The sequence below is a fragment of the Pseudomonas sp. PDM03 genome (genome assembly GCF_014852385.1).
GTDB classification, from domain to species: domain Bacteria; phylum Pseudomonadota; class Gammaproteobacteria; order Pseudomonadales; family Pseudomonadaceae; genus Aquipseudomonas; species Aquipseudomonas migulae.
This window is the reverse complement of the sequence record NZ_JACVBM010000001.1, coordinates 195,412-209,730: the sequence shown is the minus strand read 5'-3', so window position 1 is coordinate 209,730 and position 14,319 is coordinate 195,412. Positions and strand designations below refer to the sequence as shown.

Here is a 14,319-nt window from a genome sequence, read left to right as displayed (position 1 = left end):
GCCCTCATGTCCCACGAACTGCCCAATCTCGACGCCTCCCTGATTCAATCCATTGCCGGTGACGACACCCCGCACAAGCCGCGAATCCTGCTGTTGTACGGATCGACCCGACCGCGTTCATTCAGCCGTCTGCTGATCGAAGAAGCCGCCCGATTGCTCGAACATTTCGGTGCAGAAACGCGGATCTTCAATCCATCCGGTCTTCCTCTGCCGGACGATGCACCGACCGATCACCCGAAAGTCCAGGAACTGCTCGAACTGATGCAATGGTCCGAAGGACAGGTCTGGTGCTCTCCTGAACGTCATGGCTCGATGTCGGCCGTGTTCAAGGCGCAGATAGACTGGGTGCCGCTCGCGCTAGGCGCCATTCGCCCGACCCAGGGCAAAACCCTCGCGGTCATGCAAGTCAGTGGTGGCTCTCAGTCGTTTAACGTGGTGAATCAACTGCGCGTGCTGGGGCGCTGGATGCGGATGTTCACCATCCCCAACCAGTCTTCCGTGCCGAAGGCTTATCTGGAATTCGACGAAGACAACCGCATGAAACCGTCCGCGCTTTATGACCGGGTGGTGGACGTCATGGAGGAGCTGGTGAAGTTCACCCTGTTGCTGCGGGAGCGCCCGGACCTGGTTGACCGTTACTCCGAACGCAAGGAGTCGGCAGAAGAACTGACCCGGCGGGTGAATCAGCGGTCGATTTGAAGCACCCCGACGCTTTATAGATCGCAACGAATAAAACACCGATGTGGCGAGATAGAGAAAACCCTGTCTCGCCACATCGGTGTTGTCGTAGTCGGCAGCCCCCACTATCAGCCCTGCGCTTTGCTCATTTTGGTGAACAGCTCGGTTGGCACTTTCTTGCCGTTGGAGGTGAACTGGTTGGTGCGGAATTTGTAGACCTCGCCTTCAGAAAGAAAACCGTCGTTGTTGGTGTCCATCGCCTTGAACTCTTCAGCACCCTTTGGGGCCACGGTCAGCAATTCTTTCAGGGAAACGCGGCCGTCGTGGTCGGTGTCGGTACGGGCGAAGGAAGCGTCGCCGCATTTGCCTTCACCGCACTTGCCTTCACCGGCCTTGGTGACTTTGGCGCCGGTTTCGCTGGCACCGCACTTGCCTTCGCCACACTTGCCTTCACTGGTCTTTTCCGCCGCGGCGAGTTGGTAGCCTTGAGGCAGTGCGTCAGCGGCGAAGGCGGACGAAGCGAGGTTCATGCAGCCGACCAGTGAAACAGCGATCAGGCCAATACGGGATTTGTTCGAAAGACGGGACATGGTTATTTCTCCGGATACTGTGTGCGGTGAGGCCGCTCAGGGTCATGCCACCAGGGCGATAAGCCGTGGTGCGAGATGCTTTTGCTTTCTCGCTAAGGCCAGGCTATTTGACTGCAACCGTGTATCCCGGATGTATCCGGATCGAGGGCATTTGTACGCCAGCATCTTTACAGTGGGTCTGGATACACAGCGATACATTTGGCCCACTGTTTTTTATCCTGGCGGCCTGGAAGGCCCTGAACAAATCGGCATCAAACCTATCCCTGAGCAATTCCAACACGATCGCAGTCGGGGCCCCGCCGCAGAAGATGTCCGGGCCAGACTCGCTCATCCTGCAGCCCTGCCATACTGTTCATCATGGCCAGTGCAACCTTCCGCTTCTACGAGGAGCTCAACGATTTCCTGCCGGCTGAACGACGGCGGCAGTCATTCACCTGCAAGTGCGCGCGAGGGGCGACGGTCAAGCACATGATCGAGGCGCTCGGGATACCGCACACGGAGGTCGAACTGGTGTTGCTCAACGGTGAGTCGGTGGGTTTCGAGCGGGTGATCTTCGATGATGACCGGTTGGCGGTGTATCCCAAGTTCGAAACGCTGGACATCAGCCCGCTGTTAAAGGTTCGTGCTCAACCTTTACGGGTGCTGCGCTTCGTCGCGGATGCGCACCTGGGCGGGCTGGCCAACCTGCTGCGCATGAGCGGCTTCGATACCCTCTACGACAATGGCTTCGAGGATGGCGAGATTGCTGAGATCGCTGCGCAGCAAGGACGTATCGTGCTTACCCGTGACCGCGAACTGCTCAAGCGGCGGATCATCAGCCACGGCTGTTACGTGCATGCCCTGAAACCGTCGCTGCAGTTGCGCGAATTGTACGAGCGCCTCGACCTGGCGCGTAGCGCGCGGCCATTCAGCCTGTGCCTTCATTGCAACCTGCCGCTGCACGAGATCAGCCCGGAACTGGCCCGGCCGCAGGTGCCGCCACGCGTTGGCGCCCTCTATTCGCACTTCTTGCGCTGCGACGCCTGCCAACGGATTTACTGGGAGGGTTCGCACTGGCGCAGCATGTGTGCACTGCTGGCACCTCTGCTGGACCGATAGCCGAATGCATCGACAGGGAAGAGATCGCATCCATCTCCAAACATGTCCCGCTCGTACTAGCGTTTCCGAGGCCTGCACCGGTGTAGGGAGGTTAACCATTGGTCGAGAAAAACTCAGGGCAGAAGTCCTCCCCTTAACTACTGATCTAGTATCAACGCAAGTTTCGGCAGGAGATTCTCATGTCGTTGGCTGAAGAACAAAAACCGCAGCGTCGTAAAGAAGCCCGGCTGTTTGTCTTTCTTGTCGTCTGCCTTTTTCCGCTGCTGTCGGTCGCGATAGTGGGCGGCTATGGCTTCCTCATCTGGTTTTTCCAAATGCTCTACGGCCCGCCCGGGCCACCTAACTGATAGTTCTCTTTCAGAGCCTGTTGGAGTCAGCGCATGGACGAAGCTCTGCATATCGCCAGCCTGGTGGTACTTGCCCGACCTGAACTATTCGACGCCGTCAAAGCCAACTTGCGTCTATTGGACGGCCTGGAATTACATCACGAAAGTGCCGCCGGAAAACTGGTGGTCGTGCTTGAGGCCCGCCACGAAAATCAGATCCTGCAACGTATCGAGCAAATCAACAATCTGCCGGGGGTGCTCAACGCCGCGTTGATCTATCACGAACTCCTAGAGCCCACAGGAGACACCGAATGAGCATGTCCCGCCGAGAGTTCGTCAAGGCCCAGGCCGCGGCCATCGCAGCCGCCGCCGCTGGCCTGCCGATTGCCACGTCCGCCAGCAACCTGATTACCGAAGCGGACATGGTCACCCTGGACTGGAACAAGGCGCCCTGCCGTTTCTGCGGCACCGGGTGCAGCGTGATGGTCGCGACCCGCGACAACCGGGTGGTCGCCACCCATGGCGACGTCAAGGCCGAGGTCAACCGCGGACTCAACTGCGTGAAGGGCTATTTTCTCTCCAAAATCATGTACGGCGTGGACCGCTTGACCCAGCCGCTGCTGCGCATGACCAACGGCCAGTTCGACAAACAGGGCGAATTCCAGCCGATCAGCTGGGACCAGGCCTTCGACATCATGGAAGAAAAGTACAAGCAAGCCCTGAAGAGCAAAGGCCCGGAATCGATCGGCATGTTCGGTTCCGGGCAATGGACGGTTTGGGAAGGTTACGCGGCCAACAAATTGATGAAAGCCGGTTTTCGCAGCAACAACATCGACCCCAATGCCCGCCATTGCATGGCCTCGGCGGTGATGGGTTTCATGCGCACTTTTGGCGCGGATGAACCGATGGGCTGCTACGACGACATCGAAGCCACCGACGCCTTTGTGCTGTGGGGCTCGAACATGGCTGAGATGCACCCGATTCTATGGAGCCGGGTCACCGACCGGCGCCTGAGCCAGCCGCACGTGAAAGTCGCGGTGCTGTCGACCTTCGAGCATCGCAGTTTCGAACTGGCCGATATTCCCATGGTATTCAAGCCACAATCCGACCTGCTGATCCTCAATTACATTGCCAACCACATCATTGAAAACGGTGCGGTCGATAAGGACTTCATCAGCAAGCACACGCGCTTCGCCAAAGGCGCCGATGACATCGGCTACGGCTTGCGTCCTGACGACCCACGGGAAAAACAGGCGAAGAATGCCGACAAGGCCAATACCTGGACCGACATGTCCTTCGAGCAATTCGCAGCGTTCGTCAAACCCTACACCCTGGAACGTACCGCGAAAGAGTCCGGCGTTGCCCCGGAACGCCTCAAGGCCCTGGCTGAACTTTATGCGGACCCCGAACGCAAGGTCGTGTCGTTCTGGACCATGGGTTTCAACCAGCACACACGCGGGGTGTGGGCCAACAACCTGATCTATAACATCCACCTGCTCACCGGCAAGATCAGCGAGCCGGGCAACAGCCCATTCTCGTTGACCGGCCAGCCGTCAGCCTGTGGCACTGCGCGGGAGGTCGGCACCTTCTCCCACCGCTTGCCCGCCGACATGGTAGTGACCAACCCCAAGCACCGCGCCACCGCAGAACAGATCTGGAAACTGCCGGCCGGCACCATCCAGGAGAAAGTCGGTTTTCACGCGGTGCAACAGAGCCGCATGCTCAAGGACGGCGTCCTCAACGTGTATTGGACCCAGGCCAGCAACAACATGCACGCCGGGCCGAACATCATGCAGGAAGTCTTGCCTGGCTGGCGCAACCCGGAAAACTTCGTCATCGTCTCGGACGTCTACCCCACCGTTTCCGCCCAGGCCGCCGACCTGATCTTGCCCAGTGTCATGTGGGTGGAAAAGGAAGGCGCCTATGGCAATGCCGAACGTCGCACGCAGTTCTGGCATCAATTGGTCAGCGCACCGGGAGACGCCAGATCGGACTTGTGGCAATTGATGGAGTTTTCCAAACGCTTCACCACCGACGAAACCTGGCCCGCCGAGTTGCTGGCCAAATCGCCGCAATACAAAGGCAAAACCCTATTCGAGGTTCTATTCAGGAACGGTCAGGTCGACCAGTTTCCCGTCGAGCAAATCGAGGCCGGCTTCAAGAACGACGAAGCCAAGGCCTTTGGTTTCTATGCGCAAAAAGGCTTGTTCGAAGAGTACGCCCGGTTCGGTCGTGGTCACGGCCATGACTTGGCGCCCTTCGACCTTTACCACAGCGAACGCGGCCTGCGCTGGCCGGTGGTCGACGGCAAGGAGACCCGCTGGCGTTATCGCGAGGGCCTCGATCCTTACGTGGAGGCCGGCAGCGAAGTGCAGTTCTATGGTTACCCGGACAAGAAAGCGATCATCTTCGCCCTGCCCTACGAGCCACCGGCCGAAATCCCGGATGCTGATTACCCGTTCTGGCTAAGCACCGGCCGTGTCCTCGAACACTGGCATACGGGCAGCATGACCCAGCGAGTCGAGGAATTGTACAGAGCAGTGCCGGACGCCCTGGTGTACATGCATCCGGAGGACGCCAAGGCCTTGAAGGCACGGCGTGGCAGTGAAGTGAAGCTGATCAGCCGCCGCGGTGAAATCCGCGCGCGCATCGAAACCCGCGGGCGCAACAAACCACCCCGCGGCCTGGTGTTCGTACCGTTTTTCGATGCCAACAAGTTGATCAATAAGGTCACGCTCGACGCCACCGACCCGATCTCCAAGCAGACCGACTACAAGAAATGCGCCATCCGCATCGAGTTGATCAGCGCGGCTTGAGGAGAACCGTCATGACTTTTCGAATCCTGCCCCTGGTACTGCTTGCCGCAATGGGCATGGTGCTCGCCGCCGAGGTCGATTACCCGCTGGATGCGCCCGGCCCCGACGGTCGCCGCCCCGGCGGCACCCTCACCCGGAGCATGCCCGCGCCACCGATTGCCAACGATGAAAACAAGGACCTGAAGCGCGAGCGCAACTATCCTGACCAGCCGCCGACCATTCCCCACAGCATTCGCGGGTACCAGATCGACAAGAACGGCAACAAATGCCTGACGTGCCACAGCCGGGCCAGTAGCGCGCGCACCCAAGCGACGATGATCAGCATCACCCACTACATGGACCGTGACGGTCAGGCGCTGGCGGCGGTCTCGCCCCGGCGCTATTTCTGTACTCAGTGCCACGTGCCGCAAAAAGAGGTACTGCCGCTGGTGGGCAACACCTTTGAAACCATCGACAAAATCCTGCAAGACGATGCCAACGCCGCGCAAAAACCTTGAGGAGGCGCCATGAAAGCACTGTTCGCCCTGCTTAAGGATTATTGGGGCATCCTCTGTCGACCCAGCGTTTACTTCAGCCTGGGGTTTCTGACACTGGGCGGCTTTATCGCCGGGATCATTTTCTGGGGCGGTTTCAACACAGCGCTGGAGCTGACCAACACCGAGAAGTTCTGCATTTCCTGCCACGAGATGCGCGACAACGTTTATGTCGAGTTGCAGGACACCATTCACTACACCAACCGTTCCGGTGTGCGCGCCAGTTGCCCGGACTGCCACGTCCCCCATGAGTGGACGCACAAGATCGCGCGCAAGATGCAGGCATCGAAGGAAGTCTGGGGCAAGCTGTTCGGCACCATCGACACCCGCGACAAATTCCTCACCTTGCGCCGTGAACTGGCGGAACATGAATGGGCCAGGCTCAAGGCCAACGACTCGCGCGAATGTCGCAACTGCCACAACTTTGAGTTCATGGACTTTACCCGCCAGGGCAAACGCGCTGCGGCCATGCACTCCACCGCATTGGCCAATGGCGAGGCCACTTGCATCGACTGCCACAAGGGCATTGCGCACAAGTTGCCCGATATGAGTGGAGTGAAAGGATGGTGATGCATCCGCAATATCCGACCGGCCGCCCCACACCATCAGCGTAGGGCGACAGATCTCACGCCAGCATCAGTTCGTGGCTACCACTTTTTTGCCGACACTGTCCCACCCTCCTCCCAACGCCTTATAGATCGCGACGATGCCCCGGTACTGATCAATCTCACCCAGCGCCTGCGCATCCTCGGCGTTCAGGCGTTCACGCTGCGCATCCAGCAACACCAGATAATCCACCGTGCCTTCCTTGTACTGAATCGCCGCAAGGTCTGCAGCCGCTCGGCTCGACTCGCTTTGCCGGATCAATGACAGCAGCCGCTGCTGGCGTTTGCCGTAGTCGCTGAAGGCGTTTTCCGACTCTTCCAGCGCCAGCAGCACTTGCTGTTCGTAGGTGGCCAAGGCGCCTTCGGCATTCGCGTCGGCACCCCGGATGCGCGCTCGCACACTGCCCAGGTCAAAAGCTGCCCAGGTAATGCTCGGTCCCAATCCCCAGGCTCTGGCGGCGCTGGAACCAATCTGCGATCCACGGCCAGCGGTGAAACCGAGGAAGCCGCTCAAGCTCACTCTCGGGAACAGGTCGGCGGTGGCCACGCCGATTTCCGCCGTGGAGGACGCCAGTCTGCGCTCGGCGGCCAGCACATCGGGACGCCGACGCAGCAGCTCGGCGGGATCACCGATCGGCAACGCTTTGGCGATGGCGGGCAACTGCGCAGGGCTCAACGACACGCTCAACGTATCCGGGCGTTCACCCAACAGCGTGGCGATGCGGTTTTTCTGCCGCACCTGTTCCGCTTGCAGTTGCGGAACCGTCGCCTCGACAGCCGCCAAACGTGCGTCGGCACGCACCACGTCGAGCTCATTGCCCACGCCGGCATCGCGCAGGCTGACCGTCACGCTGCGCGAATCCTGCTGATTTTTCAGGTTGGCCAGGGCAATTTTTTCCCGCAACTGCGCGCCGCGCAATTGGCCGTAGGCATCCACCAGCTCGGCGGTCATTGTCACGCGAAGCTGGTACAAGTCTGCGGCAGCAGCATCTTCCTGGGCGCTGCTGGATTCCAGTTGACGCTGGATCCGGCCGAACAGATCGACTTCCCATGCCATGTCGAGACCCAGATCGTAGCGTTCGATATTGACGCGGCTTTCGGTCAGGCCAGGCACTTGCGACTTGCCCTGCTGGCTGCTGACGCGGCTGGTGACAACCGGCAAATTGTCATTGCTGACGTCATCACGAATCGCCCGGGCCGCTTTCCAGCGGGCAAACGCGACGCGCAGGTCGCGGTTGCCTTCCAGGGATTTGCTCACCAACTGATTGAGCGTGGGGTCATCAAACTGTTGCCACCACACCGTTTCAAAACGCGATTGATCGTAGGCACTGCCTTGGGCAGACACGACGTTGGCGGGCGCGGTGTCAGGCGTTTTGTAGTCCGGGCCTACCGTGCAGGCGCCGAGCGCGACGACCAGGAGGCTGGGTAAAAATAGCTTCAAGGTGTTCATGAATGTGCCTCCTGATTGAGTGCGTTTGCCTGATGAACCTTGGTGACCTTGCGCGCGTTTTTGCGCTCGATGTAGCGACGAATCAGCACGAAGAACACGGGCGTCAGCAGCAACCCGAAGAAGGTCACGCCGAGCATTCCGGAGAACACCGCGACGCCCATCGCACGGCGCATTTCCGAGCCGGCACCCGTGGACGTCACCAGCGGAATCACCCCCATGATGAACGCGAAGGACGTCATCAGAATCGGCCGCAGACGCATGCGGCAAGCGTCCAGCACTGCATCCAGCGGCGACATGCCCTGGTCCTGTTTATCCTTGGCGAACTCGACGATCAGGATCGCGTTTTTGCAGGCCAGGCCGACCAACACGATCAGGCCGATCTGGGTGAAGATGTTGTTGTCGCCCTTGGAAATGATCACCCCGGCAATCGCCGACAGCAGGGTCATCGGCACAATCAGGATCACCGCCAATGGCAGGCTCCAGCTTTCATACAGCGCCGCCAGCACCAGGAACGCCAACAGCACACAGAGCGGGAACACCAGAAGCGCCGTGTTGCCCGACAGGATTTGTTGGTAGGTCAGGTCGGTCCACTCGTACGTCATGCCGTTGGGCAACTCTTCCTTGAGCAACTTTTCAATCGCGGCTTGTGCCTGTCCGGAGCTGTAGCCGGGGGCGGCGCTGCCGTTGATTTCTGCGGTGAGGAAACCGTTGTAGTGCGAGACCCGGTCAGGGCCTGACGTCGGGCTGACCTTGACGAACGTGGCGAGCGGAATCATTTCGCCGCGATCATTGCGCACCTTCAACTGACCGATCTGTTCAGGCTCCTGGCGGAACTGCTGCTCGGCCTGCACGTTGACCTGATAGGTCCGGCCAAAACGGTTGAAGTCGTTGGCGTACAGCGAGCCCAGGTAGACCTGCAAGGTGTCGAAAATATCGTTGATCTTCACCCCGTGAGTCTTGGCTTTTTTCCGGTCAATGGCGGCTTCGACCTGCGGCACGTTGACGGTGTAGCTGGTGAACAGGTTGGCCAGCTCCGGCGTGCTACGGCTCTTGGCGATGATATTCATCGTCTCTTTGTACAGCTCGTCGTAGCCCAGGTTGCCACGGTCTTCGATCTGCAGGCGGAAGCCACCGATGGTGCCCAGGCCTTGTACCGGCGGTGGCGGGAACACAGCGATGTAGGCGTCCTGAATGCCGCCGAACTTGCCGTTGAGCGAGGCGGAAATCGCCTTGGCAGACAGGCTCGGGTCTTTACGCTCTTCAAACGAACTCAAGCCGATGAACGCAATACCGGCGTTCGGGCTGTTGGTGAAGCCGTTGATTGAAAGGCCCGGGAATGCCACGGCACTGTCGAAACCCGGCTCGTTCATGGCGATGGTGCTCATGCGACGGATCACCGATTCGGTGCGGTCGAGACTCGCGGCGTCCGGCAGTTGCGCGAAGGTCACCAGGTACTTTTTGTCCTGGGTCGGCACGAAGCCAGTCGGCGTGGTGCTGAAACCCATCCAGGTCATGGCGATCAGACCGGCGTATACCAACAACGCTACGCTGCTGCCACGAATGACTTTGGCCACGGCAACCATGTAGCCGTGACTGGCCTTTTCGAAGAAACGGTTGAACGGTTTGAACAGCCAGCCACCAAGCAAACGATCCAGCACTCTGGAGAACCGGTCTTTCGGTGCACCATGGGCCTTGAGCAACACCGCCGCCAACGCCGGTGACAGAGTCAGGGAGTTGAACGCCGAGATCACCGTGGAGATCGCGATGGTCAACGCGAACTGTTTGTAGAACTGCCCTGTCAGCCCGGAGATGAACGCGGCTGGCACGAACACCGCGCACAGCACCAGCGCCGTGGCGATGATCGGCCCGGTCACTTCGCCCATGGCTTTCTTGGTCGCTTCGACCGGCTCCAGTCCGGATTCAATGTTTCGTTCGACGTTCTCCACCACCACAATGGCATCGTCGACCACGATCCCGATGGCGAGTACCAGACCGAACAGCGACAGCGCATTGAGCGAAAATCCGAGCAGATGCATCACGGCAAACGTACCGATCAGCGACACCGGCACGGCCACCAAAGGAATGATCGAAGCGCGCCAGGTTTGCAGGAACAGGATAACGACCAGCACCACGAGAATCAGTGCTTCGAACAGCGTGTGCACCACCGCCTCAATCGAGCTGCGGACGAAAATCGTCGGGTCGTAAACGATCTCGTAATCCATGCCTTCCGGGAAGTTCTTCTTCAGCTCGGCCATCTTCGCCCGCACCTGATCGGAGACGTCGATAGCGTTGGAACCCGGCCGCTGGAAGATCGGCATCGCCACCGCTTCCTGGTTGTTGAGCAAGGCGCGCAAGGCGTACTGGTTGGAACCCAGTTCGATCCGGGCAATGTCCTTCAGGCGCGTGATTTCGCCGTTCGGGCCACTGCGCACGATCACGTTTTCAAACTCTTCTTCGCTGACCAACCGCCCTTGGGAGTTGATCGACATCTGAAAGCTGGTGGCATTCGGCGCAGGCGGCGAACCCAGTTGGCCGGCGGCGACTTGACGGTTCTGTTCACGCACCGCAGTAACCACATCAGTGGCAGTCAGATTGCGCGAGGCAGTTTTGTCCGGATCGAGCCAGATACGCAGCGAGTAATCGCCAATGCCGAACATCTTCACATCGCCGATCCCTTCCAAACGTGACAGCTCGTCCTTGACGTTGAGGATCGCGTAGTTGGACAGGTAGAGCATGTCGTAGCGTTTATCGGGAGAGATCAAATGCACCAGCAACGTCAGCTCGGGAGACGCCTTGTCGACGGTGATACCGATACGCGTCACTTCCTCGGGCAGCTTGGGCTCGGTACGGGTCACGCGGTTCTGCACCTGCACCTGGGCGTTGTCCAGGTCGGTGCCCAACGCGAAGGTCACGGTCAGGGTGAGCCGGCCGTCAGCCGTGGATTGCGAGGACATGTACAGCATGTTCTCGACACCGGTGATGGCTTGCTCCAAAGGGGCTGCCACGGTTTCGCCGATGACTTTCGGGTTGGCGCCCGGGTAGTTGGCGTGAACGACAACGGTCGGTGGAACCACTTCCGGATATTCACTGATCGGCAACTGGAACAGCGAGATCGCGCCGGCGATCAGGATCAGCAGCGACAGCACCGCCGCGAAGATCGGCCGCGTGATAAAGAACTGGGAGAACTTCATGTCGGTGCTCCTTATCCGCGAGGTGCAGTGGCAGAATCCGCTTTCACCAGGGCAGGTGATTTAGCGGCAGCCGGCTGATTGGAGGCTTCGATGGCCTGACGCTGGCGAGCCAGTGTGGCGACGGTTTCCGGGCTGGCCATCGGCGCATCCTGCGGGTCGATCACTGCACCGGGCCGCACGCGCTGCAAGCCGTTGATGACGATGCGATCTTCTTTCTGCAAGCCGCTGCGCACGATGCGCAAGCCTTCCAGTTTCGGCCCCAGATCGACGCTGCGATACACGGCCTTGTTGTCCTGATCGACCACCAGCACGAATTTTTTGCCGAGGTCGGTGCCCACCGCTTCGTCCTTGATCAATAGGCCGGGATAGGCGGCGCTGCCCACCAGTTTCAACCGGGCATACAGACCGGGCGTGTACTGGCCGTCCGTGTTGTCGAACACCGCGCGACCACGGATGGTGCCGGTTTTCGGATTGACCTGGTTGTCGACGAAGTTCATCTGCCCGAGGTGGCTGTTGCCCTCCTCGTTCGACAGGCCCATGTACACCGGCGTGGCTTGACCGCGCTGACCCTGGCGGGAAAGCAGGCTGTACTTGAGGAACATGCGCTCGTCCGCATCGAAATAGGCGTAGACCTTGTCCGTGGAGACCACGCTGGTCAGCGCTGTAGTGTCGGCGGTCACGATGTTGCCGGCGGTGATTTCCGCACGGCTGACGCGGCCGGTGATCGGCGCGGTAACGCGGGTGAAGCTGAGGTTCAAACGCGCCAGATCCAGCTGCGCCTGAATGGCATCGACACCGGCCCTGGCTTCTTGCGCCGTGGTCGTGCGGGTGTCGGCGAGCTCTGCGGAGATCGCGTTGCTGCTCAATAGACGTTGGCCGCGCTGCGCTTCGTTGCCGGTGCGCACCAGCGTTGCACGTGCCTGTTGCAGCTGCGCCTCGATGCGATGCACCTCATGTTCGAACGGCCGAGGGTCAATCTGAAACAGCAAGTCGCCCTTCTTCACCAACACGCCGTCGGCAAAGGCTACACGTTCAATCTGGCCCGACACCCGTGGACGAACCTCGACGGTTTCCGGTGCTTCCAGGCGAGCGGTGACTTCATCCCACTCGGTAATGGGCTGCTCGAGCACTTTGGCAACGGTAACGTGCGGCGCCCCCGGAGCCTGTGCGGCGCTGGGTGTGCGTTCACACGCGGTAAGCATCAGCAGCGCCAACGCAGCCAGGGGATAACGCAAAGGTTTGAGTGACTGTTCCATGGGGGGTGTCCGCCAGACGGTTTGGGATTTTGCGGATTCTCGGCCTCGCGCGAGGTCACGACGAATCGAACGGAGTGAAGTTGGCTATCATCATTAATGATAGCCGTCATGTTTAAGAGCAAAAAAAGGGGTCGACCCGGTTAACCCCTCTTGTGAGCGATTGCCGAACACACGCAATCCAGCGCCGGCCCCAGCGTCTGCGCCGCACTCAATGCCCGTGGGGTGGGCACCATCCGGCGACCGATGCGCTCAAACAAAGGGTCGTTGAACAACTTGCGCAAACGCACCAGCGCCGCGCTGATGGCGGGCTGGCCCAGCGACAGTTTCTCAGCGGTACGGGTGAGGTTTCGTTCCTGAATCAGCGTGTCGAATACCACCAGCAGATTCAGATCGATACTGTGCAGATCATTACGATTCATGGGGCAGGTCCACGTAGAGATTTTTGACTTGAGCCACAGGCGGGGAATCCGCCAGACTTGAGTCGATACCGGAAAAGCCATTGCAGCGACTTTATATGACGCGCATCATCAATACCAGCCTCTCAGCACAGCTTTTCCCAAGCGATGCCGACCTGGCGACAGGAGCAGTCTCATGAAAGTCACGAAAGACCAGGCCGCCGCGAACAAAGAGGCGATCCTCACGGCCGCGTCCCGGCTGTATCGGGAAAAGGGAATCGACGGCATCGGCATTGGTGAACTGTCCCGTTCCGTGGGCCTGACCCATGGCGGCTTTTACGGACAGTTTCCGGGCGGCAAGGAGCAGTTGGCTTCAGAAGCCGTCACCCGCACGTTCGAGTCCAATATCCAGGACTGGCAGGACGCCAAATCCATTCCCGAACTCATCAAGGGTTACCTGACGCAAGGGCATCTGGATAACTGGACCGAGGGCTGCCCCATCCCGGCACTGGGCGCCGATGTTGCCCGCGCCGGCGGGACCGTCAGCAACTCCTTCACCAAAGGCGTCGAGCGTTTGATCGAAACGCTGATGGTGCTGGTCGAGGGGGAAAGTGACGAGGAGAAGTATCAGGAATCGCTGCGCATCCTGTCATCGATAGCCGGGGCGATGCTGATTGCCAGGGCGCTAGACAACCCGGAGTTGTCCGGGCAGTTTCTGCAATCGGTGATCAGTGCCTGGCCTGCTGCTCCTGAAAAAGAAGGGCTGGCAGTCAAACCTCGTTCAGAGGATGAAAATTGAATGTACTGCCAGTAGAGGCCGGTCAGTCCCTTGGAAGGCCCTGGTTTTCAACCGCTAACCCGAGTGTCTAAACGCCCGAGAGAACACCCGGATCCCCCGTGCGCCAGACATTGTCGACAGTGACACGCTCAATAAGCCAAACCGCACCCCGCCGCACCAGTTCGACGTCGTAGCGGTTTTTCATCAGGTAATGGCGCGAGTGATCGTTTTGAGGCAGGTGTTGTGCTTCAACGATCGCTTCCAGATGCGCCTTGTCACCTTCGACGCTGACCCGGGGATTGCTCACCGAATGCGTCGTGTCGATTTGGGCGAGCGAATCGGACAGCGCTGCGACGATCAACTCCCGGCCTTCCAGCACCGGATAATCGAAACCGGCTTTTGCCGCGGCAGGCCGGAAGTCGGAGACCGCGTTTTCGACGAAAGCTGACGCCAGCAAATCTCTGTCACGCAGGTCGATGCCCGCGGCGAATCGGTAAAGGGTCTCGACCACAGCCAGTTTGTCTGCGGTTTCCGTCGGGTTTGTGAATGACATGGGTGACTCCTCGAAATGAGCTCGCATGGTATCTTTCGTATACCAGATAT

At 59.6% G+C, this 14,319-nt stretch carries 14 protein-coding genes; 8 read left to right on the top strand and 6 right to left on the bottom strand.

Features of this window, described 5'->3' with window-relative positions; all coding sequences use genetic code 11:
- The first annotated feature begins 6 nt into the window (after positions 1-6).
- Positions 7-699 carry an arsenical resistance protein ArsH gene (gene arsH / locus IB254_RS00950; protein WP_192415837.1) on the top strand — a complete coding sequence of 231 codons (693 nt, stop codon included), beginning with the start codon at positions 7-9 and terminating at the stop codon, positions 697-699.
- Between the two features lie 107 nt (positions 700-806).
- Here the strand turns inward: arsH and IB254_RS00945 are convergent, their stop codons facing one another.
- Positions 807-1,268, bottom strand: a complete 462-nt coding sequence (locus tag IB254_RS00945) for a hypothetical protein (protein WP_192228256.1) — start codon at positions 1,266-1,268, stop codon at positions 807-809.
- 357 nt (positions 1,269-1,625) lie between these two features.
- On the opposite strand from IB254_RS00945, the gene IB254_RS00940 reads away from it, so the two are divergent.
- The 6 genes from IB254_RS00940 (at position 1,626) to IB254_RS00915 (ending at position 6,611) form a co-directional block, all read left to right on the top strand.
- Positions 1,626-2,366 carry a Mut7-C RNAse domain-containing protein gene (locus IB254_RS00940; protein ID WP_192415833.1) on the top strand — a complete coding sequence of 247 codons (741 nt, stop codon included), beginning with the start codon at positions 1,626-1,628 and terminating at the stop codon, positions 2,364-2,366.
- Positions 2,367-2,545: 179 nt separating this feature from the next.
- Positions 2,546-2,713 carry a periplasmic nitrate reductase, NapE protein gene (gene napE / locus IB254_RS00935; RefSeq protein ID WP_008038857.1) on the top strand — a complete coding sequence of 56 codons (168 nt, stop codon included), beginning with the start codon at positions 2,546-2,548 and terminating at the stop codon, positions 2,711-2,713.
- Positions 2,714-2,746: 33 nt separating this feature from the next.
- Complete coding sequence (locus IB254_RS00930; protein WP_192415831.1) at positions 2,747-3,007, top strand: chaperone NapD; 261 nt, start codon at positions 2,747-2,749, stop codon at positions 3,005-3,007.
- On the top strand, positions 3,004-5,508 hold the full coding sequence (gene napA, locus IB254_RS00925; RefSeq protein ID WP_192415829.1) for a nitrate reductase catalytic subunit NapA: 2,505 nt from the start codon (positions 3,004-3,006) through the stop codon (positions 5,506-5,508). The genes IB254_RS00930 and napA overlap by 4 nt, the downstream gene beginning before the upstream one ends.
- 11 nt (positions 5,509-5,519) lie before the next feature.
- Positions 5,520-6,005, top strand: a complete 486-nt coding sequence (locus IB254_RS00920) for a nitrate reductase cytochrome c-type subunit (RefSeq protein WP_192415827.1) — start codon at positions 5,520-5,522, stop codon at positions 6,003-6,005.
- Positions 6,006-6,014: 9 nt separating this feature from the next.
- Entirely contained in the window at positions 6,015-6,611 is a 597-nt protein-coding gene (locus IB254_RS00915; protein WP_192228260.1) for a cytochrome c3 family protein, read from the top strand.
- A 66-nt stretch (positions 6,612-6,677) separates the two neighbouring features.
- Here the strand turns inward: IB254_RS00915 and IB254_RS00910 are convergent, their stop codons facing one another.
- The 4 genes from IB254_RS00910 to IB254_RS00895 all read right to left on the bottom strand — a co-directional run bounded on the left by IB254_RS00910 (position 6,678) and on the right by IB254_RS00895 (position 12,962).
- Entirely contained in the window at positions 6,678-8,096 is a 1,419-nt protein-coding gene (locus IB254_RS00910; RefSeq protein WP_192415825.1) for an efflux transporter outer membrane subunit, read from the bottom strand.
- Positions 8,093-11,287, bottom strand: coding sequence for an efflux RND transporter permease subunit (locus IB254_RS00905; RefSeq protein ID WP_192415823.1), 3,195 nt, complete (start codon positions 11,285-11,287; stop codon positions 8,093-8,095). The genes IB254_RS00910 and IB254_RS00905 overlap by 4 nt, the downstream gene beginning before the upstream one ends.
- Positions 11,288-11,298: 11 nt before the next feature.
- Positions 11,299-12,543, bottom strand: coding sequence for a multidrug efflux RND transporter periplasmic adaptor subunit MexE (gene mexE, locus IB254_RS00900; protein ID WP_192415821.1), 1,245 nt, complete (start codon positions 12,541-12,543; stop codon positions 11,299-11,301).
- A 140-nt stretch (positions 12,544-12,683) separates the two neighbouring features.
- Complete coding sequence (locus IB254_RS00895; protein WP_192415819.1) at positions 12,684-12,962, bottom strand: LysR family transcriptional regulator; 279 nt, start codon at positions 12,960-12,962, stop codon at positions 12,684-12,686.
- A 172-nt stretch (positions 12,963-13,134) separates the two neighbouring features.
- On the opposite strand from IB254_RS00895, the gene IB254_RS00890 reads away from it, so the two are divergent.
- On the top strand, positions 13,135-13,737 hold the full coding sequence (locus tag IB254_RS00890) for a TetR/AcrR family transcriptional regulator (protein ID WP_192415817.1): 603 nt from the start codon (positions 13,135-13,137) through the stop codon (positions 13,735-13,737).
- A gap of 67 nt (positions 13,738-13,804) precedes the next feature.
- On the opposite strand, the gene IB254_RS00885 is transcribed toward IB254_RS00890, so the two are convergent.
- The gene (locus IB254_RS00885; protein ID WP_192415815.1) at positions 13,805-14,269 is read right to left on the bottom strand and encodes a nuclear transport factor 2 family protein; all 465 of its coding nucleotides are present in this window, start codon (positions 14,267-14,269) and stop codon (positions 13,805-13,807) included.
- Positions 14,270-14,319 lie beyond the last annotated feature (50 nt).

Bases quoted from the DNA above. Each gene is read 5' to 3' on its own strand.
- arsH (WP_192415837.1), top strand. From the start codon at position 7: ATGTCCCACGAACTGCCCAATCTCGACGCCTCCCTGATTCAATCCATT.
- IB254_RS00945 (WP_192228256.1), bottom strand. From the start codon at position 1,268: ATGTCCCGTCTTTCGAACAAATCCCGTATTGGCCTGATCGCTGTTTCA.
- IB254_RS00940 (WP_192415833.1), top strand. From the start codon at position 1,626: ATGGCCAGTGCAACCTTCCGCTTCTACGAGGAGCTCAACGATTTCCTG.
- napE (WP_008038857.1), top strand. From the start codon at position 2,546: ATGTCGTTGGCTGAAGAACAAAAACCGCAGCGTCGTAAAGAAGCCCGG.
- IB254_RS00930 (WP_192415831.1), top strand. From the start codon at position 2,747: ATGGACGAAGCTCTGCATATCGCCAGCCTGGTGGTACTTGCCCGACCT.
- napA (WP_192415829.1), top strand. From the start codon at position 3,004: ATGAGCATGTCCCGCCGAGAGTTCGTCAAGGCCCAGGCCGCGGCCATC.
- IB254_RS00920 (WP_192415827.1), top strand. From the start codon at position 5,520: ATGACTTTTCGAATCCTGCCCCTGGTACTGCTTGCCGCAATGGGCATG.
- IB254_RS00915 (WP_192228260.1), top strand. From the start codon at position 6,015: ATGAAAGCACTGTTCGCCCTGCTTAAGGATTATTGGGGCATCCTCTGT.
- IB254_RS00910 (WP_192415825.1), bottom strand. From the start codon at position 8,096: ATGAACACCTTGAAGCTATTTTTACCCAGCCTCCTGGTCGTCGCGCTC.
- IB254_RS00905 (WP_192415823.1), bottom strand. From the start codon at position 11,287: ATGAAGTTCTCCCAGTTCTTTATCACGCGGCCGATCTTCGCGGCGGTG.
- mexE (WP_192415821.1), bottom strand. From the start codon at position 12,543: ATGGAACAGTCACTCAAACCTTTGCGTTATCCCCTGGCTGCGTTGGCG.
- IB254_RS00895 (WP_192415819.1), bottom strand. From the start codon at position 12,962: ATGAATCGTAATGATCTGCACAGTATCGATCTGAATCTGCTGGTGGTA.
- IB254_RS00890 (WP_192415817.1), top strand. From the start codon at position 13,135: ATGAAAGTCACGAAAGACCAGGCCGCCGCGAACAAAGAGGCGATCCTC.
- IB254_RS00885 (WP_192415815.1), bottom strand. From the start codon at position 14,269: ATGTCATTCACAAACCCGACGGAAACCGCAGACAAACTGGCTGTGGTC.